Origin of the sequence: Rhizobium favelukesii (assembly GCF_000577275.2) — a bacterium.
GTDB classification, from domain to species: Bacteria; Pseudomonadota; Alphaproteobacteria; order Rhizobiales; family Rhizobiaceae; genus Rhizobium; species Rhizobium favelukesii.
Genome location: NZ_HG916852.1, coordinates 376,425 through 400,797 on the forward strand (window position 1 = coordinate 376,425; position 24,373 = coordinate 400,797).

A 24,373-nucleotide genomic window follows, 5' to 3' on the forward strand; every position below is an offset into this window, starting at 1 on the left:
ATGTTCAAGAAAATTTCGATGGCGGCCATGGCCGTAAGCTTTTCGGCATCGTCGTCCTTTGCTGCGACCAACATCACGTGGTGGCACGGCATGGGCGGCCGCAACGGCGAAGTCATCAATGAGGTTGCACAGAAGTTCAACGCTTCGCAGTCTGCCTGCGCCATGACCCCGGTCAGCAAGGGCACCTACGAAGAAGCTCTTGCAGCTGGCATCGCCGCATTCCGCTCCGGCGAGCAGCCGAACATTCTGCAGGTCTTCGACGCAGGTGCTGCCACCATCATCAACGCCAAGGGCGCGGTCGTTCCGGCCGAAGATCTGATCAAGAACGCCGGCTACAAGTTCGACCGCAATGCCTTCATTCCGGGTGTTCGCTATTTCTACGCTGCTGCTGACGGCAAATTCGTCGGCATGCCCTTCAACTCTTCCGCTCCGATCATGTACACCAACCCGGAAGCGCTGAAAAAGGCAGGCGTCGAAGCCCCGAAGACCTGGGAAGAGTTCGAGGCGATCGCGCCGAAGCTCAAGGCCGCCGGCTACATCCCGCTCGTCCAGTCGCAGCTGACCTGGGAGTTCACCGAGAACTTCTTCTCGCGCAACAACATCCAGTTCGCCACCAACAACAACGGCTACGACAGCGTCGTCGACACCAAGCTCAAGGTCACCGACCCGAACCTCATCATGATGTTCGACAAGCTGAAGGCCTGGTCTGACGAAGGCTACTTCAAGTACTACGGCGCCGGCTGGAGCGACAACCAGAAGCCCTTCGAAGAAGGCAAGGTCGCTCTCTGGGTCGGTTCCTCGGGTTCCTTCGGCGGCCTGAAGAAGACGGCAACGATGCCCTTCTCGGCAACCTTCCTGCCGTACTGGGGTTCGATCAAGGGCGCTGGCACCCATAGCTTCATCGGCGGCGCTGCACTCTTTGCCATGTCGGGCAAGTCGGCTGAAGAGAACAAGTGCGTTGCGGACTTCTTCCAGTTCCTGACCTCGCCCGAGATCCAGAAGTTCTACCACCAGGCAACCGGCTACGTCGCAATCACCGAGGCAGCTTACGAGCTCGCCAAGAAGGAAGGCTACTACGACAAGGAGCCGGTGGCTGAAGTCGGCATCAAGCAGCTGAAGATGGAAGACGGCGAATGGTCGAAGGGCTATCGCCTCGGTTTCTACCCGCAGATCCGCGAAATCATGGAACGCGAATATGGCCGTATTTTCTCGGGCGAAACCTCCGTCAAGGACGCTTTCGACACGATCGAGAATGAAGGCAACCAGCTGCTCGACCGTTTCGCCAAGACCGCCGGCTGATCTCGTCCATCGCTGACAACAACGGTTCCGGAGGCGCTCGCCGTCTCCGGAACCGCTTTGCAAAGGTCCCGCCATGAAGCGCGTGCAGTTTTCGTCGCCAACGCTGCCTTATCTCTTCCTGCTGCCGCAGATGGCGGTCATTTTCGTTTTCTTCTACTGGCCGTCCATTCAGGCGGTGAAGTCGTCGTTCTTCCTCGAAGACCCGTTTGGTTTCGGCTCCAGCTTCGTCGGCCTGGAGAATTATAGAGGTATTCTCGAAAGCGCCGAATACCGCTCGATCGCCGGCTTCACGGCGGTCTTCACGGCGCTCGTCACTTTCTTCTCGCTGTCGTTCGGCCTGCTCTTGGCGGTCAAGGCGGATGCCGTCATTCGCGGCAATTCAACCTACAAGACATTGCTGATCTCGGTTTATGCGATCGCCCCGCCGGTGGCCGGCCTGATCGGCATGATGTTCTTCGACCAGCATATCGGTCCCTTCGTCCGCTTTGCCGCCCTGTTCGGTTGGGACATGAAGGTCGGTCTCAATTATTTCGATACGGCTTTTGCGATGGTGGTCGTCTCCGTCTGGAAGCAGATCCCCTATAATTTCATCTTCTTTCTGTCGGGCCTCCAGGGGATTTCGGTCTCCGTTCGCGAAGCCGCGGCGCTCGACTGCCGCTCGGGCTTTCGCCGGTTCTGGACGGTCATCTTGCCGCTTCTGGCGCCGACGGCCTTCTTCCTCTTCGTGATCAACGTCACCTATTCGCTCTTCGACACCTTCGGCATTGTCGATGTGATGGTGAAGGACAAGGCGGCTAACAACCCGATCACGCTGGTCTACAAGGTCTATATGGATGGCTTCCGCGGCAACGACCTCGGCGGCTCATCGGCCCAGTCGGTGATATTGATGATCGTCGTTTTCGTGCTGACCGTCTTCCAGTTCCGCTTCATTGAGCGGCGCGTTCACTATAATTGAGGAGCGCGGGAATGTACCGTCTCAAGATAGTCGATCACATCATCCTGCTCCTCGGCGTCTTCGTCATGATGGCGCCCGTCGTCGTTGCCTTCTTCACCTCAACCCACGACGCCGCCGAAATCCACCGGCAAGGTCTGACGCTGACCTGGGGCAATCATTTCGCTGAAACCTACAACACAGTCCTGAACCGCGAGGGAGGCTTTACAGGCCAGGTCACCGGCACGCGCATGCTGATGAACTCGCTGATCCTCGGGATCGGCTTTGCCGTCGGCAAGATCGTTTTGTCGATGCTGGCTGCCTATGCCATCGTCTACTTCCGCTTCCGTCTGGGAACGCTGTTTTTCTGGATGATCTTCACGACGCTGCTGCTGCCGCTCGAAGTCCGCATCCTTCCCTCCTATGAGGTGATGCACCAGTTGCACCTCATCAACACTTATACCGGCATGATCGTGCCGCTGCTGGCGTCGGCGACGGGCACCTTCTATTTTCGGCAGTTCTTCAAATCGATCCCGGACGAGTTGCTCGAAGCCGCGCGCATCGATGGCGCCGGCCCGATCAAGTTCTTCTTCGACGTGATCGTGCCGCTCTCGAAGACGATGGTTGCAGCGATCTTCATCATCATGTTCGTCTACGGCTGGAACCAATATCTCTGGCCGATGCTGATGACCAATGACGAGAGCTTCTACACGCTGGTGCGCGGCATCAAGCAGATCCTGCTGGTCTGGGTCGGCGCGCAGATCCCTGATTACAACGAAGCATTCGCCATCGCGATCCTCGCGATGCTGCCGCCTGTCATCATCGTCGTGGTGTTCCAGCGCTGGTTCATCAAGGGCCTCACGGAAAGCGACAAGTAAAGGAAACGCCGATGGCCGCCATCGAAATCAATCAGGTCTCCAAGATCTATACCGGGGACGTGCATGCGGTGAAGTCCGTGAACATCGACATCAAGGACGGCGAGTTTATCGTTCTTGTCGGCCCGTCCGGCTGCGGGAAGTCGACACTTCTGCGCATGGTCGCCGGCCTAGAGGAAATCTCCAAGGGCGATGTGAAAATCGGCAACCGTGTCGTCAACCGGGTTGATCCCGCCGAGCGCGACATCGCCATGGTCTTCCAGAACTACGCGCTTTACCCGCATATGACGGTCTATGAAAATCTTGCTTACGGCCTGCGCAACCGCAAGACGCCAAAGGCCGAGATCGATGCCCGCGTTGCGGAGGCGGCTCGTATGCTGCAGCTGGAGGCCTATCTCGAGCGTAAGCCGCGCGCCCTTTCGGGCGGCCAGCGTCAGCGCGTCGCAATGGGCCGTGCCATCGTCCGCAAGCCGGCCGCCTTCCTGTTCGATGAGCCCCTGTCGAATCTCGATGCCAAGCTGCGCGTGTCGATGCGCGGCGAAATCAAGCGTTTGCAGCGCCGGCTTGGCACGACGTCGATCTACGTCACTCACGACCAGCTCGAAGCCATGACCTTGGCCGATCGGCTGGTCGTTCTGAATGGCGGCGAAATCGAGCAGATCGGCGCCCCGCTCGACGTCTATCACACGCCAGCCTCGACCTTTGTTGCGAGCTTCATCGGGTCCCCGGCGATGAATCTGCTGCAGGGCGAGCTGCATGGCGACAAGCTTGCACTGGCCACGAACCTGATCGACCTTGGCGGTCATGCACCCACATCCGGGCCCGTCACCGTCGGCATTCGCGCCGAGGACCTGCGCCTCGCCAGGCCCGGCGAACATGCCATGACTGTTGTGGTGGATTATGTGGAAGAGCTCGGCTCGCAGCGTCTCGTGCATGGAAGTCTTGGCGATCAGCCGCTGACGGCAGTTCTGTCTCCGGAGACGGAACTAACGTCCGAACTGCGGCTGGCCGTGGGTGCCGAAAGACTGCATTTCTTCAGTCACGACACCGCAAAGCGTATCGGCGGAACGGCTTTTTCACAGGCCGTGGCGACGAAAACGGAAATTGCCTAGCACCTTGGACGTGGTGATCGTTCAAATTGTAGGCACTGCTTGTACGGTACCTTTACAACTCTCTGCTATCCCGGCAAGGATTTGATAACAACGGGGTTGTTCATGGGTATGCAGATGATGCTGGCGAGCATGGTCGCAATGGCCGCGCGGGTCGTCCCTTTTCCGAGTCTGCCGGAAGCGACGCCTAAGCTCGACTTTGTACATTATGCAGCGAAGCAAAGTGCTTGTGTCATCCGCTTGAGGCGGCTTGGTTGAGTTTCAGGAATGTCCGGGTCTGGCGGGTGCTGTCGATAAATATCCTGATCCCACAGGATCATGCGAACCGCACCGATGGCATCGGAGAAGGTGAACTCTGTTTTCTTGTACCAGGCGGCGGCATAGGGAAGGACGCCATGACCGAGCAGATCGCATGCCCAGAGTGTGACGAGGCTGTAGAGCGCCAGCAGCGACGGGGTCGTGCGCATGATGGCTTTGTCGTTCCACTGCCGTTGGGTTTCCACGCCAAGATGCGCTCGCGTTTCGGCGAAGGTGACCTCGATCTGCCAGCGCCGAACGAAATAGGCAATGATCTGAGCGGGCTCAAGGTTGACGTTGGTGCTCATGAACGCCTGGGGTTCACGACGGCCTGATGGATCGCGAACGAGAACCCAGCGAATTGGTCTTGGGGGCGTTCCACGCCGATACCAGAGGCCGGTTCCTGATGTGACATCAAGGGTTTTGTCGGTTTGCTTGCCGTACCAGGACGATGCGACGATGCGCTGCCACTCGGTCTTTGCGTCTTTGAGGAGCGTTTTCAGTTTCGGCAATGGCCTGCCTTTTTGCGCCGGTCGCCCGAGCGTATGTTCGTGCCGTTGATCTGGTGGAGCAAAGAGACTGGCATCCAGACGCAACCGCGTGATGAGAGTGGCCGTGTCGGGAAGAGCCGCAGCCAGTGTATGAACGGCAAAGCTGCTATCGCCGACAAAGATGATTTCGCGGCCCGGCAGCCAGCGGCAAAGCTGCAAGACGCCTTGCCTTGCCCAATCAGTCAGCAGCTTGTGCTTTCGGCCCTTCTTCTGATCATGGCGCTCAGAGGGACACAGGATCGTCAGCACCGGCAGGGCTTTAATACATTTTGCCCATGGGACAGGTGAAAGAACCATGAAGCTCAACCATCTCAAGCCGCTGGCCTTGACAAAGTGGCCATGGCTGGAGCGCACCGGGTCACGATAAATTCCACGCGCGGCGATGCGTTGGCCCCAACGCCGTTCGATTGTATCATCCATGCCAATCACGACAGGGCCCTCGGGCACGAGCCGGGCAACAATGATGGACAGCAGACGGGCCGCCAACGTGCGAGGGTTCCAGCGGGCTCGGTTGAGGAGTTGATGATAGGCGGCAAAATTACTTACCTCCGCGCGTCCGGTGATGCGCAGGCAGGCCGTCACCGTTCGCTTGCCAGGCGAAAGGAGCGCACCCATCACCAGGACCAGCAGATGCTCCCAGCTTGGCGCGGTAAACCAGAAACGAAACGGCGACAGCCATTTGCGAAGGATGTGGGGGACCGCGTCTCCCGGCTCACGGCTACAATCATGTTGTTCGCTCATCCATTCGTTCGAATCCGATCAAACGAATGGCGCAAGGCCGGGACCCTGCGGCGAATTGATTCACCCAGGGCTGCTCAGATGCCCCCGAAATCACCACCGATTTTGTACAAAGTCGAGCTAAGAGGTTCGTGGCGAAATCAGGTGATAATTTTGTCATGCGTTCGACCCCGATCAATCCCGACTGGATCATCAGCGGCAACCCGCAGGCGCGCACAGCAGAGCATTCGCGCAGCGATGACGATGCAGCCGTGAGCGCAATCTGGGACTGCACGGCGGGCGAATTCCGTTGGTTCTTCTACTGGGAAGAGACGGTGATGATCCTCGAAGGCGAAGTTCATATCCTCGCCGGGGACGGCACGGAGCGCACGCTCGGTGCCGGCGATGTCGCCTTCTTTGCCGCCGGCACCTGGGCGAGCTGGCGCGTGGACAATTACGTGCGCAAAGTTGCGTTCCTGAGGAAGCCGTTCCCGAAGCCGGTTGCGCTTGCCTATCGGCTCCGCAGCCTGCTGCGCGGCGACGCTCCCAAGAGCGGCATCGCGGCCTGAAGATTTCGTCTCGCGACGCGAGCACGGCGTTGCTTTCGGGGCATCTGCAGCCTACATCTGTCCGGCATCAGCTAAGGGACGGAAATGGCCAAGATCAAGAATGTAGCGGTCCAGATGGACCATGTTGCCGGCATCAATATTGCGGGCGATTCCACCTTCGCGATGAGCCTCGAAGCGCAGGCTCGCGGCTACAAGCTCTTCCACTACACGCCCGACCGCCTGAGCTTTCGGGACGGAAAGCTCTTCGCTACCGTGGAGCCGATGGTGCTGCGCGACGTCAAGGGCGACCATTTCGAGCTCGGAACGTCGGAACGTGTCGATCTGTCGACGATGGATGTGATCCTGCTGCGCCAGGACCCGCCCTTCGACATGGCCTATATCACCTCAACACACTTGCTGGAGCGGATCCACCCGAAGACGCTCGTCGTCAATGATCCGGCCTGGGTTCGGAACTCCCCCGAGAAGATCTTCGTCACTGAATTTGCCGATCTGATGCCGAAGACGCTGATCACCAAGGACGCGGGCGAAATCCGCCGTTTCCGCGACGAGATGGGCGACATCATCTTGAAGCCGCTCTACGGCAATGGCGGCGCGGGCGTTTTCCACTCGACCAAGGACGACCGCAACCTGTCGTCGCTGCTCGAAATGTTCGGCCAGCTGTTCCGCGAACCCTTCATCGCACAGCAATACCTGCCTGACGTGCGCAAGGGCGACAAGCGCATCCTGCTTGTCGATGGCGAGCCGGCCGGCGCCATAAATCGCGTCCCTGCTGAGCACGACAGTCGTTCCAATATGCATGTCGGCGGACGTGCCGAGGCAACCGAACTGACGGCACGTGAAATCGAAATCTGCAGGCGGATCGGCCCTGCGCTCAAGGAACGCGGTTTCCTCTTCGTCGGCATCGACGTCATCGGCGACTATATGACGGAGATCAATGTGACGTCGCCGACAGGCATTCGTGAGGTGCGCAAGTTCGGCGGCGCCGATATTGCTGCCCTGCTTTGGGACGCGATCGAGCGGAAGCGTTGAACGTCTTGACCGCGTGCGACGAGGCGCGCGGACGCTTGTTCCCGGATGGCAATTTGCCCTCAAGACCACTCCGCCACTGCCCGGTCCGGACAATCCGCTTGCTTTGTTCTCCGCTTACAACCTCATACAACCTGGCGACAGCGCAGGCTTGAATCTGTTCCTTTATTGTTCTTCTTCACTCCGCTTTCTATGCAAGATTGCAATTTGCGACAATGATACGTCGTTAAACTGCGGTGCTATGGTTGCGGCACCGTGGGGCATAGTCGCACGCGTCAGCACGGTTGCATTTCAGGGCACCGAGGCTGTTCCGGTCGAGGTTCAGCTCATGGTACGCGCCCGGGCGGGTCGTGACGCAGATCGTCGGACTTCCTGACAAGGCGGTGGCGGAAAGCGGCGAGCGCTGCTGGCGGCAGGCTGCTCTAGCTCCCGCCCTACAGTCCCGACTTCAACACCATCGAAATGGCCTTTTCCAAACTTAAAGCGCTTCTGGGCGCAAGAGCGGAGCGCTCCGGTGACGCCGTGTGGGATACGAGCCGCTGGCGAGCGGCTGACCACCGCCGCTGAAACGAAAAGGGGCGCCGAAGCGCCCCAGGTTCCTTTAGCAGATGAGGCCTTTCAGTTCCCGAGGCCGTCGAACAGTGCGGTCGAGAGATAGCGTTCGGCAAAGGACGGAATGATCACGACGAGATTCTTTCCCGCATTCTCCTCGCGGCTGCCGACCTCGATAGCCGCGGCCAGTGCTGCACCGGAGGAAATGCCCACCGGCACGCCTTCGAGCTTGGCAACCTCGCGGGCAAGTTCCAGCGCCTCCTGGCTGCTCACCGTGATGATTTCGTCGTAGATGTGCGTATCGAGGATTGCCGGCGCAAAGCCGGCGCCGATGCCCTGAATCTTGTGCGGTCCCGGCTGGCCGCCCGAAAGAACCGGGGATTCCGCCGGCTCGACGGCGACCACCTTGATGCCAGGCTTCTTCGACTTCAGCACCTGGCCCGCACCGGTGATGGTGCCGCCGGTGCCGATGCCGGCAACCAGGATGTCGACCGTACCGTCGGTATCGTTCCAGATCTCTTCGGCCGTGGTGCGGCGATGGATTTCCGGGTTGGCCGGGTTTTCGAACTGCTGCGGGATGATGGCATCCGGGAGCGTCGCAGCCAGTTCCTCGGCCTTCGCGATCGCGCCCTTCATGCCCTTCGGGCCTTCGGTCAGGACAAGTTCGGCGCCGAGCAGCGCCAGCATCTTGCGGCGCTCGATGGACATCGTTTCCGGCATCGTCAGGATCAGCTTGTATCCCTTCGCCGCAGCGGCGAAGGCGAGCGCAATACCGGTATTGCCCGATGTCGGCTCGATCAGGGTCGTTTTGCCAGGCGAGATCTTACCCTGCGACTCCAGCGACTCGATCATTGCAACGCCGATACGGTCCTTCACGGAAGCAATCGGATTGAAGAATTCCAGCTTGGCCAGGAGGTTTGCCTTGACGCCCTTCGCCTTGGCGAGCTTGTCGAGCCGCACGATCGGCGTGTCGCCGATGGTTTCGGTGATCGAGGAATAGATGCGGCCACGGCCCGGTTTCTTCGACATTACGCTCTCCCTGGATGAAATGTGCGGAGACAATAGGGTCAAAGGCGGACGGAGACCAGTGTGGCTTCACCCACCCGAAGGGACTAGGATAGAAAAAATCCTTTAAGAACCGAGCTTTGCCGAATGAATTTTTCAGGCCGCGCGGGTGGCGATGAAGGCTGCTGTGCCCGCCAGAATGCCGGCCGCCGTCTTGTTCAGCGCCTGCAGCGCACGCGGTTGCTTGAGCATCATTCGCGCACGTGCGGCAAGCAGCATGTAGGGCACCAGAACAACGAGCAGGACAACGAAGGTGGTTGCGAGCAGAATGCCGTATTCGCGAAGCCCGATGGTGTTGAGGTCGATCAGCGTCGGCACCAGCGCGACGTAGAAAAGCATGGTTTTGGGGTTGCCAAGCGTCACCAGCAGGCCGGACAGGAAGCTCATCCCGACATTGCTCGCCTTCTTCGCGGCGACATCCTGCGGCAGCAGCCCGGCCGTCCAGAGTTTATAGGCGATGTAGCCGAGATAAAGCGCCCCGGCGATCTTGATGACAATGAACACTTCGGTGAAGGTTTGCGCCACGAAGGCCAGCCCGAGGATGACCGCCGTCAGATAGGTCATGTCGCCCAGCACGAGGCCGAGGCCCATGAAAAACGTCTCGCGAAAGTTCGAGCCGAGCGCGCGGGCAACGATAGCCGTGATGCCCGGTCCGGGGATTACCGCCGCGATGAAGAGTGCCACTGCGTAAGCGAAAAGGGCGGTGAATGACATGCCGTGAGCTCCTGCTGCAATCGCCTTCTACGCCTGCGGCCCGTTGCTTTCAAGGATCTGACGTCTTGTCATCATGCTGCGGTAGGTTGCCGCTATTGACGCTGGCGATCGTGGTTCTAGTTCCAAGGCGGTGATTGATGGCTGGTCGACGCCGGCGTCGCCCCAACCGTCAAATCCGGGAACGACAAGCCACTCCCGCACCTGCCATTGCCTGACCCGCCGCTCGCCAGAGGAGACACCCGATGAGCCCCACCGCAGCCGAAAAGCGCAAACTCGCCCCCCTCGCTACCCCCACGGACCTGAAAAGCAATGCCATTCAGGATATCTCGGCCGCCCTGGCTGCGCTGCTGGCGGATGTCTTTGCGCTCTACATCAAGACCAAGAATTTCCATTGGCATATGTCCGGACCACATTTTCGCGACTATCACCTGATGCTCGACGAGCAGGCCGAGCAGATCTTCGCCACGACCGATGCGATTGCCGAGCGCGCCCGCAAGATCGGCGGCACGACGCTGCGCTCCATCGGCCATATCAGCCGCCTGCAACGCATCAACGACAACGATGCCGAGTACGTCACGCCCGAAGACATGCTGGCGGAACTGCGCGACGACAACAGACAGCTCGTCTCGCTGTTGCGCGAGACCCATGATGTCTGCTCCGAGCATAATGACGTCGCTACGACGAGCCTGCTGGAAGTGTGGATCGACGAGGCCGAGCGCCGCACTTGGTTCCTGTTCGAAACGACCCGGCAGCAGAAGTAGTCTCGTTCGCTTCTCGGATCATCAGCCCGCCCGCGCGCGCAAAAACTGCGCGGGCGTCCAGCCAAGGTTCATGCCGGCCGCGGCGACAAGGATGACGGCTGCGCCAATGAGTTGCAACGGCTGCAATGCGTGTCCGAAGGCCAGTCGATCCACGAGGATCGCGGCGATCGGATAGATGAATGACAACGCCCCGGTCAGATGGATCGGCAGCTTCTGGATCGCGCCGTAGAGCAGCACATACATCAGCCCCGTATGTACGACGCCCATGGTAATCAGGATTGACCACGACTGGCCATCCGTGGGTAGGTCCGAGAAATTCATGGTCGGCAGCAGCATCAGCACGCCGGTCGCGACCTGGATCAGGGCGATAAGATGCGGCGGCGTTCCCTTCAGCGACTTCGCTGCGAGCGCCGCGAGGGCGTAGAAGAACGCGGCTCCGAGTGCCAGCAGGATGCCGAGGCCGTACCCGTCGTGTCCGCCGGCCGTGGCCGGCTTGGCCTCGACGATGGCCGCCATGCCGGCAAAGGCAAGCGTCAGCCAGAACAGCTTTGCGGCGGTTATCTTTTCGCCGAGAAACAGCGCGCCGAGCGCAAGCAGCATGAAAGGTTGCGTATTGTAGACGGTCGTCGCGATCGAAATCGATGCATGGCCGTACGACGCAAAAAGCAGGAGCCAGTTGAGAACAATGGCCACGCCGCCGAAGACAGCGATACCAGTCGACTTCAAGCTGATGATGCCGGGTCGCAGCAATCCCAAGCCGGCGCAGACGGCAAGCAGGCTGATCGCGCCAAAAAAGCAGCGCCAGAACACCACGCCGCTCACCGGCTGGCCTGACATGACCACGAACCAGCCAATTGTTCCCGATATCAGCATTGCTGCGGTCATTTGGGCGGTGCCGGTGCGGATTTCGCTATGCATCTCGTCTCTCCATATCGATGGGTGAAGATTATTGCGGTCCCGCCTTTCGTTATATAGTTTGCATTAGGCTGATTGTGCTACTCTCCTATCATTGTGAGGAATGATGTCTGTTTCGGCTAATGATAATGGGATCGATGATGTCGATCAGAAAATACTGGAGGCGCTGGCGGAAAATGCCCGCATCTCGTTGAAGGAGCTGGCACAGGCTGCCGGGCTTTCTTCGCCCAGCGCCGCCGAACGCCTTCGTCGCCTGGAAGAGCGGGGGATCATCGCCGCTTTCACCATCGACATCGACCCTGCGGCACTCGGATATCCGCTGCAGGCGATCGTGCGCGTTCGGCCGCTGCCCGGGCAGTTGCATGTCGTTCAGCGGATCATCCAGGACACACCTCAGTTCGTGGAATGCGACAAGGTGACGGGAGACGACTGTTTCATTGCCCGGCTTGTCGTTCGCTCGATGGCGGAGCTCGACACGATCCTGGACAAGGTGGCGGAGAAGGCCGAAACGAGTACCTCGATGGTCAAGGCATCGCCGGTAAAGCGTCGCCTGCCACCGCTCTCGCGGCAGCGATAGATCAGAAGTCGGCCATCGGGGACAGCATGGCCGGTCGATCAAATGCGATCGTGCCAGGCGCACGGACCATGAATTGCGTGTGGCTGTCGAGGGACTTTGCCTGTCCGCTCCACCCGAGCTTGTCGGGGCAAAACAGCACGTCGACAGCTTCAACGTCGATGTCGAGTGCTCCAATGATCGAGGCGAGCGAAGGGATATCGGCGCAAACGACATCGAGCAGCTTGAAATGGCCTGGCACTTCCATCTTCCACGCGACTGCGGTCCGTTCCCGTTCCAGCCAGTTGATCGTGACGCCAGGATCGAGTTGGGTGTTGATGAGAAACATCGCGGCGCTCTCACGAACGGCGAGACCGGCCGAGACCGGCGCACGTGCCTTCAATGCGGTGCTTAAGAGCTTGAGGTCAGCGGGTTCCAAAGGATTCAGGCGCCGGGCCGGCGTTCGCACCTTTAGCGCGGCCGGCGCGTTGCCGGAAATAGGCATGCAGCGGCAGGGCGCGAAAGCCGTAAGGCTCATAGAGCGCCGGCTTGTCCGTGTAGAGCACGATCGCTTCGAAGCCCTTCTCCTCGCACCAGGCGAGCGCCTTTTGGGTCAGGTCGCGATACAATCCACGCCCACGCCATGCCGGACGAACGGCACCCGACTGAAACGCGGCGGCATTCACAGTGCGACCGTTGATCATGAGTGGCATTGCGAAAGCCGAAAGATTGGCGGCAAGCCGGCCGTTACAGGCAAACCAGCCGAAGGGCATGCTGCTCGCATCAGGCCCGCCCATTTGCTGCAATGGACCGATATCGACATCGAATGTGTCCTTCAGGAGGTCGACCAACGCGCCCCATGCCTTGCGGTCGCCGAAATAGTCTCGGCGAAAGGTGAGGCCGGAATGATCGATACTCTTGGACATCATGCTCCGGTCGATCCGAAACCGCCGGCGCCACGTGCGGTCGCGCTCGCCTCGGAAATCTCGCAGATATGGGCCTGGATCGCCGGCGCAATCACCATCTGGGCGATGCGCATGCCCCTGGTGATCTCAAACGGCTCTTCGCCGAGGTTGATCAGCAGGACCTTAACCTCGCCGCGATAGTCGCTGTCGATTGTTCCGGGCGTGTTCAGGCAGGTAAGGCCGTGCTTGAAGGCGAGGCCGGAGCGTGGGCGCACCTGGCCTTCGAAACCGTCCGGAATCTCGAAGATGAAGCCGGTCGGCACCAGGGCGCGCTTTCCGGGCTCGAGCGTCATCGGTGCGGCGCCATCGACGGCGGCGCGCAGGTCCATGCCTGCCGCCCCCTTGCTTTCGTAGGAGGGCAGATCGAGATCCTGGCCGTTGGCGAGGCGGATGATATTGAGCGTCGGGCGCGTATCTGTATGGATTGTCATGGGTCATTAGTTTGCGCCCGATGCGCCAAGGTCAATTGCAATGCCGGTCTTTAATCGCTAGATACGCCGCAATTCCACAGGATTCACATCATGGCCGAAAGTCTCGCCGAGGCGGTCTCCCGCCGCCGCACATTCGCTATTATCGCGCACCCGGACGCTGGTAAGACCACGCTCACCGAAAAACTGCTGTTGTTCGGCGGCGCCATCCAGCTTGCCGGTGAAGTCAAGGCAAAGAAGGACCGCATGCAGACGCGCTCCGACTGGATGAAGATCGAGCGCGAGCGCGGCATCTCCGTCGTTACCTCTGTGATGACGTTTGAATATAAAGACAACGTCTTCAACATCCTCGATACGCCCGGCCACGAAGACTTTGCGGATGACACCTATCGCACACTGACAGCCGTCGATGCTGCGGTCATGGTTATCGACGCCGCCAAGGGTATCGAGCCGCGGACGCTGAAGCTGTTCGAAGTCTGCCGCATGCGTGACATTCCGATCATGACCTTCATCAACAAGATGGACCGCGAAAGCCGCGACCCGTTCGAAATCCTTGATGAAGTTGAGGAGAAGCTGGCGCTGGATTGTGCGCCGGTGACGTGGCCGATTGGCCGCTCGAAGACCTTCTGCGGCACCTACCATCTGGCGAACAACGAGGTGCGCGCCTCCGATACCCAGGAAATCATGACCAAGGTCACCGATCCTGAAATGGTCGCCCATCGCTTGCCAGAGAACGAGCGTGGCGCTTTTGTCGAGGAGACGACGCTGGCGATAGAGGCTTGCAAACCCTTCGACAAGAAAGCTTTCCTAGAGGGGCATCTGACGCCGGTCTTCTTTGGCTCGGCGCTTCGCAATTTCGGGGTGCGCGATCTTATCGATGCGCTCGGCGAGTTTGCGCCGCCGCCGCGCGATCAGGTCGCCGATATCCGTACCGTGCATGCGACCGACAACAAGATGACGGCCTTCGTGTTCAAGATCCAGGCGAACATGGACCCGAACCATCGCGACCGCATTGCGTTTGCCCGTATCTGCTCTGGCAAGCTCGAGCGCGGCATGAAGGCGCGGCTGTCGCGTACCGGGAAGCAGCTTGGCCTCACTGCGCCGCAGTTCTTCTTCGCCTCGCAGCGGCAGCTTGCCGATACGGCCTATGCCGGCGATGTTGTCGGTATCCCCAACCACGGAACGCTTCGCATCGGCGACACGCTGACGGAGGGCGAGTCCCTCGTGTTCCAAGGCGTGCCGAATTTCTCGCCGGAGATCCTGCGCCGGGTGCGCCTGGAAGACGCCATGAAGGCGAAGAAGCTCAAGGAAGCGCTGCAGCAGATGGCGGAAGAGGGCGTCGTCCAGCTGTTTTCCCCGGAAGATGGTTCGCCGGCTATCGTCGGTGTCGTCGGTGCGCTGCAGCTCGACGTTCTCAAGGAGCGTCTGATGGCCGAATACGGCCTGCCGGTCTCCTTTGAAATGTCGCGCTTCTCCGTCTGCCGTTGGATCTCGGCCGATCAGCCGGGTGAGCTCGAGAAATTCGTCACTGCCCGTCGCGGCGATATCGCGCGAGACCTGGACCATGATCCGGTGTTCCTGGCGCAGGACAGCTTCTCGCTGCGCTATGAATCAGAGCGCTATCCTGCGATCAAGATGGCTGCTCTCAAGGAATATCACGCCGTCAAAGCGGCGTGAAATTGGATCGGATATAACGATCTGCCATGATGCCCGGTGAAGAGGAGCGTGCCATGGTTGGAGAGAATGGAATCAGAGAAAATGAAGTCGCCGTCGAATTGCCGCCGGCGACGGACGCCGGGCTGGTGTTCATCGGGCGCATCCTCACGCCCTGGAGCACGCGCATGGAGACACCGCGCCAGGGACGGCACGACGGTCCGCTCTGCAGGATCGAGATATACGAGCCGTGGCGACAGGCCCTCCAAGGTGTGGAGGCTTTCGAGCGGCTGGAAGTGCTCTATTGGTTGGATCGGTCACGACGCGATCTCGTCCTCCAGAGTCCGGCCAATAGCGGAAAGCTGCATGGCACGTTTTCTCTTCGCTCGCCCGTACGCCCGAACCCGATCGCGACGTCCATCGTCAAGCTGGAGGGGGTTGAAGGTGCCACCTTGATGGTTCGGGGAATGGATTGCCTTGACGGCACACCGCTTCTCGATCTGAAGCCCGATCGCGCGCTGTTCAAGCCGAGCGCGCCGCCGCAACCTAGAGATTTCCAGACCGGCGACGACGTGGCGCATTCTTGCAAGAAGGCCTGGTGATCAGTCGACGGCGATCATGACGTCAGAGGCCTTGACGACCGCATAGGCGTCGCCACCAACGGCGAGCCCCGGTTCGTCGACCGCTTCGTTGGTGATGGAGGCCGTGACGATTGACCCGCCGCCGATATCGATTCGGACATGCGCCGTGGTCGCACCCTTCTTCGGCTCAACGATCTTTCTGTTCAGTCGATTCCGTGCGCTCGCCTCATAGGCTGCCTCCTGGTTCCTGACTGTATCGGCGCAGATCTGCCGCCGCAATCTTACTCGCCGCGCGGATACCGCTGGCTTTCTTCCAGCACGTTCAGGTCCATGTGATTGCGCATGTAGCGTTCGGAAGCTTTCTGCAGCGGCTGATAGTCCCAGGGATAGTACGCCCCGTTCCGAAGCGCCTCGTAGACGACCCACCGACGCGCCTGGCTTTCGCGCACTGCGGCATCGAAGCTCTGCAGGTTCCAGCGTTTGTCGGCCTCAGCCTTCAGTCTCGCCAGGACCTCGGCATGTCCTGCATCGCCCGCAAGGTTGGTCAGTTCCCTGGGATCGGCCTGAAGATCAAACAGCATCGGCGGGTCCTTGTCGCAAAGGGTCAGCTTGAAGCGACCGTCACGCAAGCAGACGAGGGGGGCTTCGGAGCCTTCGGCGGCGTACTCCATCGCCACTGGACCACGCGCCCCGGTCCCTGTCGCGAGTGGCGCAAGGTCTTCGCCATCCGTCCATGGTGCGAGCTTGGTCATGTCGATACCCGCCAGCGCTGCCAGCGTCGGGGTCACATCGAGCGTCGAGACAGGCTGCTGGATGCAGGCGGCATTCCAGCCCGGAGCCGCGATCGTCAACGGCACACGCGAGGAGCCGTCAAAGAAGCACATCTTGAACCAGAGGCCGCGTTCGCCGAGCATGTCGCCGTGATCGGAAACGAATAGAACGATCGTGTTGTCTGCCATCCGCCCGCGCTCGAGGACGTCGAGGAGCTCGCCGATCTTGTCGTCGATATAGGAGATGCTGGCGAAGTAGCCCTGGCGTGCTCGCCTGATTTGTTCTCGCGTGATCTCGAACGCATCGTAATCGCAGGCCTTCAAGAGGCGCTGTGAATGCGGATCCTGCTGGTCGAACGGAAGCGCATCAACATCAGGATCAAGGGCAGGGCAATTCTCGTACAGATCCCAATACTTGCGCCGTGCGACATAGGGATCGTGCGGATGGGTGAAGCTCACGGTCAGGCACCACGGGCGGTCGTCGTGACGGCGCGAGAGATCGTAGAGTTTGCGGGTCGCGTTGTAGGCGACCTCGTCGTCGTATTCCATCTGGTTGGTGATCTCGGCGACGCCTGCACCGGTGACCGAGCCCAGGTTGTGGTACCACCAGTCGATGCGCTCGCCCGGCTTGGTGTAGTCAGGCGTCCAGCCGAAATCGGCAGGATAGATATCGGTCGTCAGGCGCTCCTCGAAACCGTGCAATTGGTCGGGGCCGACGAAATGCATCTTTCCGGAGAGGGCGGTATGGTAGCCTGCCGCACGCAGATGGTGCGCGAACGTCGGGATATCAGACGCGAACTCGGCGGCATTGTCATAGACGCGGGTTCTGCTCGGCAGCTGCCCCGACATGAAGGAAGCCCGCGCTGGCGCACAAAGGGGACTTGCAGTGTATGTGTTGGCGAAGCGCACCGAACGCTTTGCCAGGGCCTTCAGGTGAGGCGCGTGTAGAAATTCGGCCGGCCCGTCGGGAAACAGCGTCCCATTGAGCTGATCGACCATCAGGATGAGGATATTCGGGCGCGCCATGCGTAGTGTGTCCTTCGGTTCTCAGGGAGCGGAAACTTAGCCGCGTCTGCAGAGGTCTTCCAGTCCGCATCGACTGCAATGCACCGCAGAGATTTCGGCATCATCTCTCGTTTGCCATTTGATGGCTTTATAGATTATCAATATCGCATGAGCTGTGAAGCGGGCATTTTCTGATGTCATCTCTAAGGATTTTTTATGAAAAGCCGCCGCGTCGATCTTGGATGGATGCGCATCTTTGCTGAAATCGGCAAGGCGGGAAGTCTGTCGGCGGCGGCGAGCGCCCTTGGCCTGACGCAGCCGGCAGTGAGCTATCAAATTCGCCGTCTGGAGGAGCAGCTCGGCGTCAGCCTGTTGAAGCGGCAGCATCGGGGCGTGGAATTGACGCCGGAAGGCCAGCGTCTCTTCGACGTCGTGGCAAAGAGCGTCAGCGAGATCGACCAGCTGGCGCGACGCTTCCGCAATGAAGCCGATCGGCCAACCATAAGGCTGCGCACGGACTATGCTTTTTCTGCTCTCTGGCTGATCCCGCGCATGCATGTGTTCCGCATGCTTTACCCGAACGTCGATATTCAGATTGTTGCGACGCAGCGAACGCAGGGGAACCGTTCGGACGACGGGGATGTTGCCGTTGTCTTTGGTAGGCAAACGGAGTTCGAGCGCCAAGCAGTTCTGCTCTTGCCGGAGAGGGTTGCACCCGTCTGCACCCAAGGCTTCCTCGATCGCTACGGTGCCATCTCCGCGCCAACGGACCTTGCACGCGCTCGCCTGATCCACCTCGATGCCGCAGAGCCTTCGCCCTGGTTCGACTGGCGGCGCTACCTCGCGGAACTGGGTGTCAGCCGCGATAGTCACGCCGGGCAGGGCGATGTGAGCTTTAATACATACTCGCTGGTCGTGCAGGCCGCGATCGGCGAGCAGGGCGTTGCCATCGGATGGATGGGCCTCGTCGAACCGCTACTCGCGTCGGGGATGCTGAAAACTGCAGGCCCAACGCTGGAGGCGCCGGACCGGGGCTATTGGCTGTTGCCACCGCGAACACGCGACGCCCAAAGCGATCTGCTGGCGGCTTGGCTCACGGCGGAAGCCGGTATCGTCAGTCGACCAGATCCTTGAGAAAATCGTCGCACCAACGCGACACATCGTACTCCAGCAGATAGTCCATCATCCGCTGCCAACGCTCGCGGCGTTCTTCCAGGGGCATATTCAAGGCACGTGCCAGCGCGTTGGCGGTTCCTTCGATGTCATAGGGATTGACCAGCAACGCCCCCCTCTTCAATTCGCGTGCTGCGCCGGCAAAGCGCGAGAGCACCAGCACACCGGGATCCTCGGGATCCTGCGCGGCGACATATTCCTTTGCCACGAGGTTCATGCCGTCGCGAAGCGGCGTGACGAGCCCGACCTTGGCCAGCCGGTAGAGACCGGCAAGGACCGGACGGCTGACGGAGCGGTTGATATAGCGGATCGGCACCCAGTCCACCGTCCCCAACGCGCCGTTGACCCGGCCTGCCTGCTCCGCGACGGTACGCTGCATCTGTTCGTATTCCGGGACTTCCGAGCGTGATTTCGGCGTGATCTGCAGATAGGTGACGTTTCGCTGGTGGGCCGGATTGTTGACGACGAAGCGCTCGAAAGCGTCCAGCCGCTGGGTGATGCCCTTGGAGTAATCCAGCCGGTCGACGCCGATGATAAGGTCGCGGCCCTTAATGCTCTGTCGCGCTCTCTGCACCAGATGGTGGCTGCCGGCCTTCTTGGCGAATTCGGCGAAGGCGGCGGTCTCGATGCTGATGCCGTAGGCTCCGCCCTTGAAAACCTTGTCATTCGCCGTGAAGCGGCCGTCACCGATCGCGTCGCCCATATCCTCGCGGCGAAGGCAACCGGCAAAGTTTTCGAGATCATGGTCTGTCTGAAAGCCGACGAGATCATAGGCCGCAAGTCCGTGCATGATCTCTTCGTGAACCGGCATGGTATAGAGCACATCGGCCGGCGGCCAGGGAATGTGCAGAAAAAAGCCGATGCGGTTCTTGAAGCCCATTTGCCGCAATTCCGCGGCGAGCGGGATCAGATGGTAGTCATGGACCCAGACGACGTCGTCGGGCCGCAGCAGCGGTGCAAGCCGGTGCGCGAAGAAGCGATTGACGCGGAAATACCCCGCCATTTCCTTGCGGCCGTACTCCGCGAGGTCCAGGCGGTAGTGACAGATCGGCCAGAGCACACGATTGGCGAAGCCGTAATAGTACTCTTCGACATCCTTGCCGGTGAGGTCCGTCAAGGCAAAGGTGATCTTGCCTTCTTCCGTCAGCGCGAGTGCCCCGGGCTCGTCGTTCTCGCTCGACTTGCCGGACCAGCCCATCCAGATGCCACCGCGCTCTTCCAGCGCCGCTTTGAGCGCCACCGCCAACCCGCCGGCGGAGGCCGCGCCCTCCTTCGCGGGAGCTGGCACGCGATTGGAGACGATGACAAGACGGGTCACGGAGCTTCCTTTCATCGGGAGGGCAGCACATCGTGCGTGGATCAAACGGCAAACTGCCCAATCAGTTCCCGTACCGCCGATGCGGAAGGCAGTGCCAGAGCGGCGGCAGTGTCCGAAGACGGTCCGACACGAACGGAATGGCCGCCAAAGCGATTGGCAACACGGAACATCGCCTCGTCCGTGACGTCGTCACCGATGGCAATCGGACGCCTGCCGGCAAAGGGCGGCATCGACAGAAACGCCTCTACGGCGTGACCTTTGTCGGCGCCGGCGGGTCGGATTTCGAGCACCATCTTGCCTCGCTGCAAGGTCCAGTTCGGTCCAGCCTTGGACCGCAGCCTCTCCATGATCGGCTCCACGTCCGCCTGCCTTTGCGGCGCAAGGCGATAGTGCGCGGCAACTGCAGCCCCCTTGTCCTCCACGAGGACGCCTTGCAGATTTTCGGTTGCGGCGCGGAGCTCCGCCTTCAATGCCTCGAATGCGGCGGTGGTCTCGGCTGTCACGATGCTGCCGTCCGGTCGGCGCAGTTCGGCGCCGTGCAGACCGGCGATCGGAAATCGGAAAGGCGTGAACAGCTCGTCGGCATAGGCGAGCGCTCGTCCTGTTACCAAGGCGAGCGCCCCGCCGAGCCTTTGCGACACGGCATCGAGCGCTGTCGGCAGCCACGGTGGCATGACGATCGCATCCGGCTGCTCGGCTAGATCAAGCAATGTGCCATCGATATCGAGAAAAAGAGCGCAATCTTGAGGGGAGGATAGAAGGGCGCTTAGCAATTCCGTCTGCCCTGAGGCCGATTGCGGCATCGTGGCAGGAAATGGCTCACTGGGGTATGACATGGTGACTTACCTATGTCGGCATCCGCCGAAGGCAACCCGTCTTGGCTCAATAATGCGAGGAAATCTCAGATTTTGCCGTGGAATCCGTGCGTTGATCAGTCGTTCATTCAGCCGGCATTGCGCCGGAATGCTCGGTGAAGAAGGCTCTGGCATCGGCAGTAAAGGCTGCGCGCTGGTCGGCCCGCGTGTAGAACATGTGGCCGCCTCTATAGACCTTCAGCGCCACCCGCTCGCCTGCGAGCGAAGACGGCAGGTGGTCAACGACATAGCGGCTGACGCCGTAGGGTGTGACGAGATCACTGTAGCCGTGGGCGATCAGCAGGCGGAATTTCGGGTTGGAGGCAAGCAACTGGCGGATGTCGTCGGTAACGCTCGCCTGCAGCCTGGATCCACCGCCGCGCCCGCCCCATTCCCACCTGCGGCTTACATCGCTGTCGAGCAGCGAATAGGTCATCTCGGTCTTGAAGCCGAGCTCATTGCGGGCATAGTCGGCGAAAGCCCCGCCATAGGCGCGTGTGAAGCCGTCGAGAATGGCGTCGGCGCCACGGTCCGAGTCCGACTCCGGGTAAGGATCGGGCGTCGAAAACGCCGCATCATAGGGGCTGACCACTTGGCCGCCTTGCCCGCCTGACCGCTTGACATAGGCATTTCCGAGGAAACCGCGATTCCTCGCCACGACATCTTCGGGAATGCCGGTCATGCCGGCCACCTTCCCATAGAAGGCCTCGGCCGCCTCGCCGGTCGGCGCCGGGCCGGCAAGTGTCGTGAGATAGTCGCCAAGCGCAAATTTCTCCGCATCGCTTTGCTGCGCCTCATCGAAGGCGTTGCGTCTGTCCATGTTCGCTGCCGCAAGCGACGGAAATTCGAGTGCCGCGCCCAGGGCAAACTGATCGGCATTGAACATCAGTTGTCCTTCGAGCAACGGCGAAAGCATGATCGCGCCCGAGACGATGATGCCTTGGCTATCCTTCAGCGCGCCGGCCACCTTGGCGGCGCGGAAGCCGCCGTAGCTCTCGCCGAGAAGGTATTTGGGCGAACCGGACCGACTGTTGTGGGCCACATAGAGAGCGATCGCCTTGGCAATGCTCTCCGCGTCGGAGTTGACGTTGTAGTATTTGGAGGCGTCGTCGGCCTTGGCGGTTCGGCTCCAGCCGGTTCCGATCGGGTCGATGAGAACAAGGTCGGTAAAGTCGAGCCAGGTCTGCAGGTTGTCGGTCAATCTTGCGTCGGCCCCATCGTCGCCCTTCGGGCCGAAGTCCAGGATACGCGGCCCCACGAGGCCGAGATGCAGGAACGCCGATGCGGCGCCGGGGCCGCCGTTGAAGGCAAAGGTCAGGGGCCGGTCCGGCCTCCCGTTCTTGGCGACATAGGCCGTATAGAACACGGCGCCGGCCTTGGTGCCGTCTTGTGCAAAGAGATCCAACGTGCCGGCCGTGGCTACGTAGTCGAGGGTCCGATCGCCGATCGTCATTGAATGCCGGGTGACCGAGTCGCCCGGCAACAGCTTCAACACGCCGTCTCCCGAGGAACCCTGTGTGGCAGCTTCGCCTCGCGTTTCCTGGGAAAAAGCGGGCGTCAGCGGGGCAAGCAAGGCTGTTGTGAGCAGGATGGCGGATAGGAAACGCAAGACTTCTCCTCCGAGGGAAGCGGCATTGGGAGGCGTCAGCCTAGCATCGCCTCGTGGTGGGAGAAATCAACAGATGGTGAGGCGGACATCAGTCCGCCGTCACGATCGTCCGCGCATTCACATATTGCGCCCGACCGGCGTTCCAGCCGTTGACCGCAGCGCCGGCGCCAAGCACGACGAAAAGCACTGCCGACCATGCAAAGCTGCCGGTCCAGCCGCGAATGAGCCCGACCACGAGCGGGCCGATCGCGGCAAGAAGGTAGCCCACGCATTGTGCCATGCCGGAAAGGTGCGCCGCCACGTGCGGATCGCGCGACCGCAGCACGATCGTCGTCATAGCCACAGCGATCAGGCCACCCTGGCCGATGCCCTGCAACACGGCCCAGACCCAGACGGTGGAGAGTGGCGCAAACAGCAGACCGAATAACGGTACGACCGCGACGACGCAGAGCGACACATTGACCAGTCGCTGGTCTTTGCCCCTTACGGCGATCTGCGGAGCTACAAGGCATGCCGCAGCCTGAACCATCACCGATACCGAAACGATCGCTCCGGCGGTGACGCCGTCAAGGCCGCGCTCGCGCAGGATGGGAACAAGCCAACCGAACACGCAGTAAGCCAGAGCCGATTGTAGGCCCATGAAGAGCGTAACCTGCCATGCCAAGCGGTCCCGCCAGAGGCCTTGGACGGAAAAGCCACGGCGCCTGACTTGGTTCGTGGTGGATAGCACTTGCGGCAACCAGATGACGGCGACAATCACCGCAGGTAGCCCCCAGGCGGCCAGTGCGCCGGAGAGCGAGCCACCGAGGATGCGCTCGAGCGGCAGCGTGAAGCCCGCGGCGCTTGCTGCGCCGGCGCATAGCGCCATCGTGTAAAAACCGGTCATCAGCGCGGCTCGATCGGCAAAGTCACGCTTGACCAAGCCAGGCAGCAGCACGTTCCCGACCGCGATGCAGGCGCCCGCAAGCGCAGTGCCGACGAAGAGCAGTGGAACGGATGAAAGGCCGCGCAGGCCCGTCCCGAGCGCCAAAAGGACGAGGACCGCCAGAAGCGTCCGCTCCGCTCCGATCCGCTGGGCAAGCCGCGGCGCCAACGGCGAAAAGGCGCCGAGGCAGACGACGGGCAGGGTGGTCAGCAGGCTGGCGCCGAGGGACGAAATGCCGAGTTCGGTCTTGATTTCGGGCAGCAGTGCCGAGGCGCTGGAGAAGACAGGACGCAAATTGAAGGCGATCAGGACGAGGCTGACCCCGAGGAGAAAGCGTACCGCGGCGCGGCTGCCCGCCGGTGGCTGCGGCTGCGGTACACTGTCCGCTTCGGCATCGATGAGCTGTTCGTCCGCGAGGTCGTAGACGTGTGCGGAATCCTGAAGGGGCGTGGTCATGAAAGGAGCATCCGGTCGAGGGCGCTGATGATCGGGGCCATGAAGCGGCGGACTGCCGCATCGGCCTGTTGCGGATCGCCGGTCGCGATCGCGTCGATGATGTCGGCATGCGCCCGCATGTCCGGCTCGGGAATCTCGTCGTCCAATGTCGCCGCGATCGTCTCTGCAATGGAGGCGGAAAAGAACTGATAGATTTCGATCATCGCGCGGTTGGCGGAAGCGGCAATGATCGCCATGTGGAAGGCAAGATCGCGTTCGACGAAGATGCTTCTGTCGCCGCCTTCAAAATTGCCCCCGCTTGGCGAGAAGCGCCCGCAACTCCGCAATGATCTCAGGGGTTTGCCGTAGCGAGGCAAGCCGCGCCGCTTCGACATCGAGCGCGCACCGAGCTTCGAAGAGATCGCGCAGACCGGCGCGACGCGCCATGGTGAGCGGCAGCCGTGTGTCGGTGGTCGAGAGCACGTAGGTTCCCGAGCCCTGCCGAGTTTCGAGGAGGCCTTGCGACACCAACACCCGGACGGCTTCCCGTATGGTGCCTCGGCTGACGCAGAGCATTGATGACAGCGTTGTCTCGTTTGGCAATTTCTCGCCAACGGCCCATCGCTTTCCCAGTATCTCGGTGCGGATCGCCTCAATGGCCGTGTCCGCAAGTTTCGTTTTTGCAAGTGGTTGCATCGCCAATATTCATAAAGTCATCAGATG

The 24,373-nt window shown here is 60.8% G+C and carries 22 protein-coding genes and 3 pseudogenes; 12 read left to right on the plus strand and 13 right to left on the minus strand.

Annotated features, from left to right (window positions below; translation table 11 throughout):
- The 4 genes from LPU83_RS40165 to LPU83_RS40180 all read left to right on the plus strand — a co-directional run bounded on the left by LPU83_RS40165 (position 1) and on the right by LPU83_RS40180 (position 4,217).
- Positions 1–1,299 (plus strand): extracellular solute-binding protein, encoded by a 1,299-nt coding sequence (locus LPU83_RS40165; protein WP_024317757.1) that lies wholly within the window; start codon positions 1–3, stop codon positions 1,297–1,299.
- 73 nt (positions 1,300–1,372) lie between these two features.
- Complete coding sequence (locus LPU83_RS40170) at positions 1,373–2,254, plus strand: ABC transporter permease subunit (RefSeq protein ID WP_024317758.1); 882 nt, start codon at positions 1,373–1,375, stop codon at positions 2,252–2,254.
- Between the two features lie 11 nt (positions 2,255–2,265).
- Positions 2,266–3,108, plus strand: a complete 843-nt coding sequence (ugpE, locus tag LPU83_RS40175; RefSeq protein ID WP_024317759.1) for a sn-glycerol-3-phosphate ABC transporter permease UgpE — start codon at positions 2,266–2,268, stop codon at positions 3,106–3,108.
- An 11-nt stretch (positions 3,109–3,119) separates the two neighbouring features.
- A complete protein-coding gene (locus LPU83_RS40180) occupies positions 3,120–4,217 on the plus strand; it encodes an ABC transporter ATP-binding protein (RefSeq protein WP_024317760.1) in 1,098 nt (365 codons plus the stop codon).
- A 203-nt stretch (positions 4,218–4,420) separates the two neighbouring features.
- On the opposite strand, the gene LPU83_RS40190 is transcribed toward LPU83_RS40180, so the two are convergent.
- Complete coding sequence (locus LPU83_RS40190) at positions 4,421–5,803, minus strand: IS701 family transposase (protein WP_037068948.1); 1,383 nt, start codon at positions 5,801–5,803, stop codon at positions 4,421–4,423.
- An 89-nt stretch (positions 5,804–5,892) separates the two neighbouring features.
- On the opposite strand from LPU83_RS40190, the gene LPU83_RS40195 reads away from it, so the two are divergent.
- From LPU83_RS40195 to LPU83_RS73390, 3 genes and pseudogenes are all read left to right on the plus strand, one after another.
- Positions 5,893–6,348 carry a cupin domain-containing protein gene (locus LPU83_RS40195; protein WP_029709977.1) on the plus strand — a complete coding sequence of 152 codons (456 nt, stop codon included), beginning with the start codon at positions 5,893–5,895 and terminating at the stop codon, positions 6,346–6,348.
- Between the two features lie 84 nt (positions 6,349–6,432).
- Positions 6,433–7,377, plus strand: coding sequence for a glutathione synthase (gene gshB, locus LPU83_RS40200; RefSeq protein ID WP_024314453.1), 945 nt, complete (start codon positions 6,433–6,435; stop codon positions 7,375–7,377).
- A 384-nt stretch (positions 7,378–7,761) separates the two neighbouring features.
- A pseudogene (locus tag LPU83_RS73390) lies at positions 7,762–7,905 on the plus strand (IS630 family transposase); the annotation flags it as partial.
- An 87-nt stretch (positions 7,906–7,992) separates the two neighbouring features.
- Here LPU83_RS73390 and cysK read toward each other — a convergent pair.
- Complete coding sequence (gene cysK, locus LPU83_RS40205; protein ID WP_024314454.1) at positions 7,993–8,955, minus strand: cysteine synthase A; 963 nt, start codon at positions 8,953–8,955, stop codon at positions 7,993–7,995.
- Positions 8,956–9,087: 132 nt separating this feature from the next.
- A complete protein-coding gene (locus LPU83_RS40210) occupies positions 9,088–9,705 on the minus strand; it encodes a LysE family translocator (RefSeq protein WP_024314455.1) in 618 nt (205 codons plus the stop codon).
- 242 nt (positions 9,706–9,947) lie between these two features.
- On the opposite strand from LPU83_RS40210, the gene LPU83_RS40215 reads away from it, so the two are divergent.
- The gene (locus LPU83_RS40215) at positions 9,948–10,466 is read left to right on the plus strand and encodes a Dps family protein (RefSeq protein ID WP_024314456.1); all 519 of its coding nucleotides are present in this window, start codon (positions 9,948–9,950) and stop codon (positions 10,464–10,466) included.
- Between the two features lie 21 nt (positions 10,467–10,487).
- Here LPU83_RS40215 and LPU83_RS40220 read toward each other — a convergent pair whose 3' ends face one another.
- Complete coding sequence (locus LPU83_RS40220) at positions 10,488–11,384, minus strand: DMT family transporter (protein WP_024314457.1); 897 nt, start codon at positions 11,382–11,384, stop codon at positions 10,488–10,490.
- Positions 11,385–11,487: 103 nt separating this feature from the next.
- On the opposite strand from LPU83_RS40220, the gene LPU83_RS40225 reads away from it, so the two are divergent.
- Complete coding sequence (locus tag LPU83_RS40225) at positions 11,488–11,958, plus strand: Lrp/AsnC family transcriptional regulator (protein ID WP_024314458.1); 471 nt, start codon at positions 11,488–11,490, stop codon at positions 11,956–11,958.
- A 1-nt stretch (position 11,959) separates the two neighbouring features.
- Here LPU83_RS40225 and LPU83_RS40230 read toward each other — a convergent pair.
- Positions 11,960–12,860: pseudogene (locus LPU83_RS40230) on the minus strand (GNAT family N-acetyltransferase).
- Positions 12,860–13,330 carry a dUTP diphosphatase gene (gene dut, locus LPU83_RS40235; protein WP_024314459.1) on the minus strand — a complete coding sequence of 157 codons (471 nt, stop codon included), beginning with the start codon at positions 13,328–13,330 and terminating at the stop codon, positions 12,860–12,862. The pseudogene LPU83_RS40230 and the gene dut overlap by 1 nt, the downstream one beginning before the upstream one ends.
- Positions 13,331–13,420: 90 nt before the next feature.
- Here dut and LPU83_RS40240 point away from each other — a divergent pair, with 90 nt between their 5' ends.
- Entirely contained in the window at positions 13,421–15,004 is a 1,584-nt protein-coding gene (locus tag LPU83_RS40240) for a peptide chain release factor 3 (protein WP_024314460.1), read from the plus strand.
- 53 nt (positions 15,005–15,057) lie between these two features.
- Entirely contained in the window at positions 15,058–15,582 is a 525-nt protein-coding gene (gene tsaA / locus LPU83_RS40245) for a tRNA (N6-threonylcarbamoyladenosine(37)-N6)-methyltransferase TrmO (protein ID WP_024314461.1), read from the plus strand.
- Here the strand turns inward: tsaA and LPU83_RS40250 are convergent, their stop codons facing one another.
- Positions 15,583–15,828, minus strand: a complete 246-nt coding sequence (locus LPU83_RS40250) for a TOBE domain-containing protein (RefSeq protein ID WP_051166649.1) — start codon at positions 15,826–15,828, stop codon at positions 15,583–15,585.
- A gap of 14 nt (positions 15,829–15,842) precedes the next feature.
- Positions 15,843–17,357 (minus strand): choline-sulfatase, encoded by a 1,515-nt coding sequence (betC, locus tag LPU83_RS40255; protein ID WP_024314463.1) that lies wholly within the window; start codon positions 17,355–17,357, stop codon positions 15,843–15,845.
- A 195-nt stretch (positions 17,358–17,552) separates the two neighbouring features.
- Between betC and LPU83_RS40260 the strand changes: the two genes are divergently transcribed.
- Positions 17,553–18,470 (plus strand): choline sulfate utilization transcriptional regulator, encoded by a 918-nt coding sequence (locus tag LPU83_RS40260; protein ID WP_024314464.1) that lies wholly within the window; start codon positions 17,553–17,555, stop codon positions 18,468–18,470.
- Here the strand turns inward: LPU83_RS40260 and otsA are convergent.
- From otsA to LPU83_RS40285, 5 genes and pseudogenes are all read right to left on the minus strand, one after another.
- Positions 18,451–19,827, minus strand: coding sequence for an alpha,alpha-trehalose-phosphate synthase (UDP-forming) (gene otsA, locus LPU83_RS40265; RefSeq protein WP_024314465.1), 1,377 nt, complete (start codon positions 19,825–19,827; stop codon positions 18,451–18,453). The two genes, LPU83_RS40260 and otsA, sit on opposite strands and share 20 nt — an antisense overlap.
- Positions 19,828–19,868: 41 nt before the next feature.
- Positions 19,869–20,663, minus strand: a complete 795-nt coding sequence (gene otsB, locus LPU83_RS40270) for a trehalose-phosphatase (protein WP_024314466.1) — start codon at positions 20,661–20,663, stop codon at positions 19,869–19,871.
- 103 nt (positions 20,664–20,766) lie between these two features.
- Positions 20,767–22,290: a S10 family peptidase gene (locus tag LPU83_RS40275; RefSeq protein WP_024314467.1), complete on the minus strand. Its 1,524-nt coding sequence runs from the start codon at positions 22,288–22,290 to the stop codon at positions 20,767–20,769.
- An 88-nt stretch (positions 22,291–22,378) separates the two neighbouring features.
- Positions 22,379–23,671: a CynX/NimT family MFS transporter gene (locus LPU83_RS40280; RefSeq protein ID WP_024314468.1), complete on the minus strand. Its 1,293-nt coding sequence runs from the start codon at positions 23,669–23,671 to the stop codon at positions 22,379–22,381.
- Positions 23,668–24,346 (minus strand): annotated as a pseudogene (locus LPU83_RS40285) (FadR/GntR family transcriptional regulator). Before LPU83_RS40285 ends, LPU83_RS40280 begins: the two are co-directional and overlap by 4 nt.
- Positions 24,347–24,373 lie beyond the last annotated feature (27 nt).

Coding starts and splice junctions, on each gene's coding strand:
- LPU83_RS40165 (WP_024317757.1), top strand. CDS start 1: ATGTTCAAGAAAATTTCGATGGCGGCCATGGCCGTAAGCTTTTCGGCA.
- LPU83_RS40170 (WP_024317758.1), top strand. CDS start 1,373: ATGAAGCGCGTGCAGTTTTCGTCGCCAACGCTGCCTTATCTCTTCCTG.
- ugpE (WP_024317759.1), top strand. CDS start 2,266: ATGTACCGTCTCAAGATAGTCGATCACATCATCCTGCTCCTCGGCGTC.
- LPU83_RS40180 (WP_024317760.1), top strand. CDS start 3,120: ATGGCCGCCATCGAAATCAATCAGGTCTCCAAGATCTATACCGGGGAC.
- LPU83_RS40190 (WP_037068948.1), bottom strand. CDS start 5,803: ATGAGCGAACAACATGATTGTAGCCGTGAGCCGGGAGACGCGGTCCCC.
- gshB (WP_024314453.1), top strand. CDS start 6,433: ATGGCCAAGATCAAGAATGTAGCGGTCCAGATGGACCATGTTGCCGGC.
- cysK (WP_024314454.1), bottom strand. CDS start 8,955: ATGTCGAAGAAACCGGGCCGTGGCCGCATCTATTCCTCGATCACCGAA.
- LPU83_RS40210 (WP_024314455.1), bottom strand. CDS start 9,705: ATGTCATTCACCGCCCTTTTCGCTTACGCAGTGGCACTCTTCATCGCG.
- LPU83_RS40215 (WP_024314456.1), top strand. CDS start 9,948: ATGAGCCCCACCGCAGCCGAAAAGCGCAAACTCGCCCCCCTCGCTACC.
- LPU83_RS40220 (WP_024314457.1), bottom strand. CDS start 11,384: ATGCATAGCGAAATCCGCACCGGCACCGCCCAAATGACCGCAGCAATG.
- LPU83_RS40225 (WP_024314458.1), top strand. CDS start 11,488: ATGTCTGTTTCGGCTAATGATAATGGGATCGATGATGTCGATCAGAAA.
- dut (WP_024314459.1), bottom strand. CDS start 13,330: ATGACAATCCATACAGATACGCGCCCGACGCTCAATATCATCCGCCTC.
- LPU83_RS40240 (WP_024314460.1), top strand. CDS start 13,421: ATGGCCGAAAGTCTCGCCGAGGCGGTCTCCCGCCGCCGCACATTCGCT.
- tsaA (WP_024314461.1), top strand. CDS start 15,058: ATGGTTGGAGAGAATGGAATCAGAGAAAATGAAGTCGCCGTCGAATTG.
- betC (WP_024314463.1), bottom strand. CDS start 17,357: ATGGCGCGCCCGAATATCCTCATCCTGATGGTCGATCAGCTCAATGGG.
- LPU83_RS40260 (WP_024314464.1), top strand. CDS start 17,553: ATGAAAAGCCGCCGCGTCGATCTTGGATGGATGCGCATCTTTGCTGAA.
- otsB (WP_024314466.1), bottom strand. CDS start 20,663: ATGTCATACCCCAGTGAGCCATTTCCTGCCACGATGCCGCAATCGGCC.
- LPU83_RS40280 (WP_024314468.1), bottom strand. CDS start 23,671: ATGACCACGCCCCTTCAGGATTCCGCACACGTCTACGACCTCGCGGAC.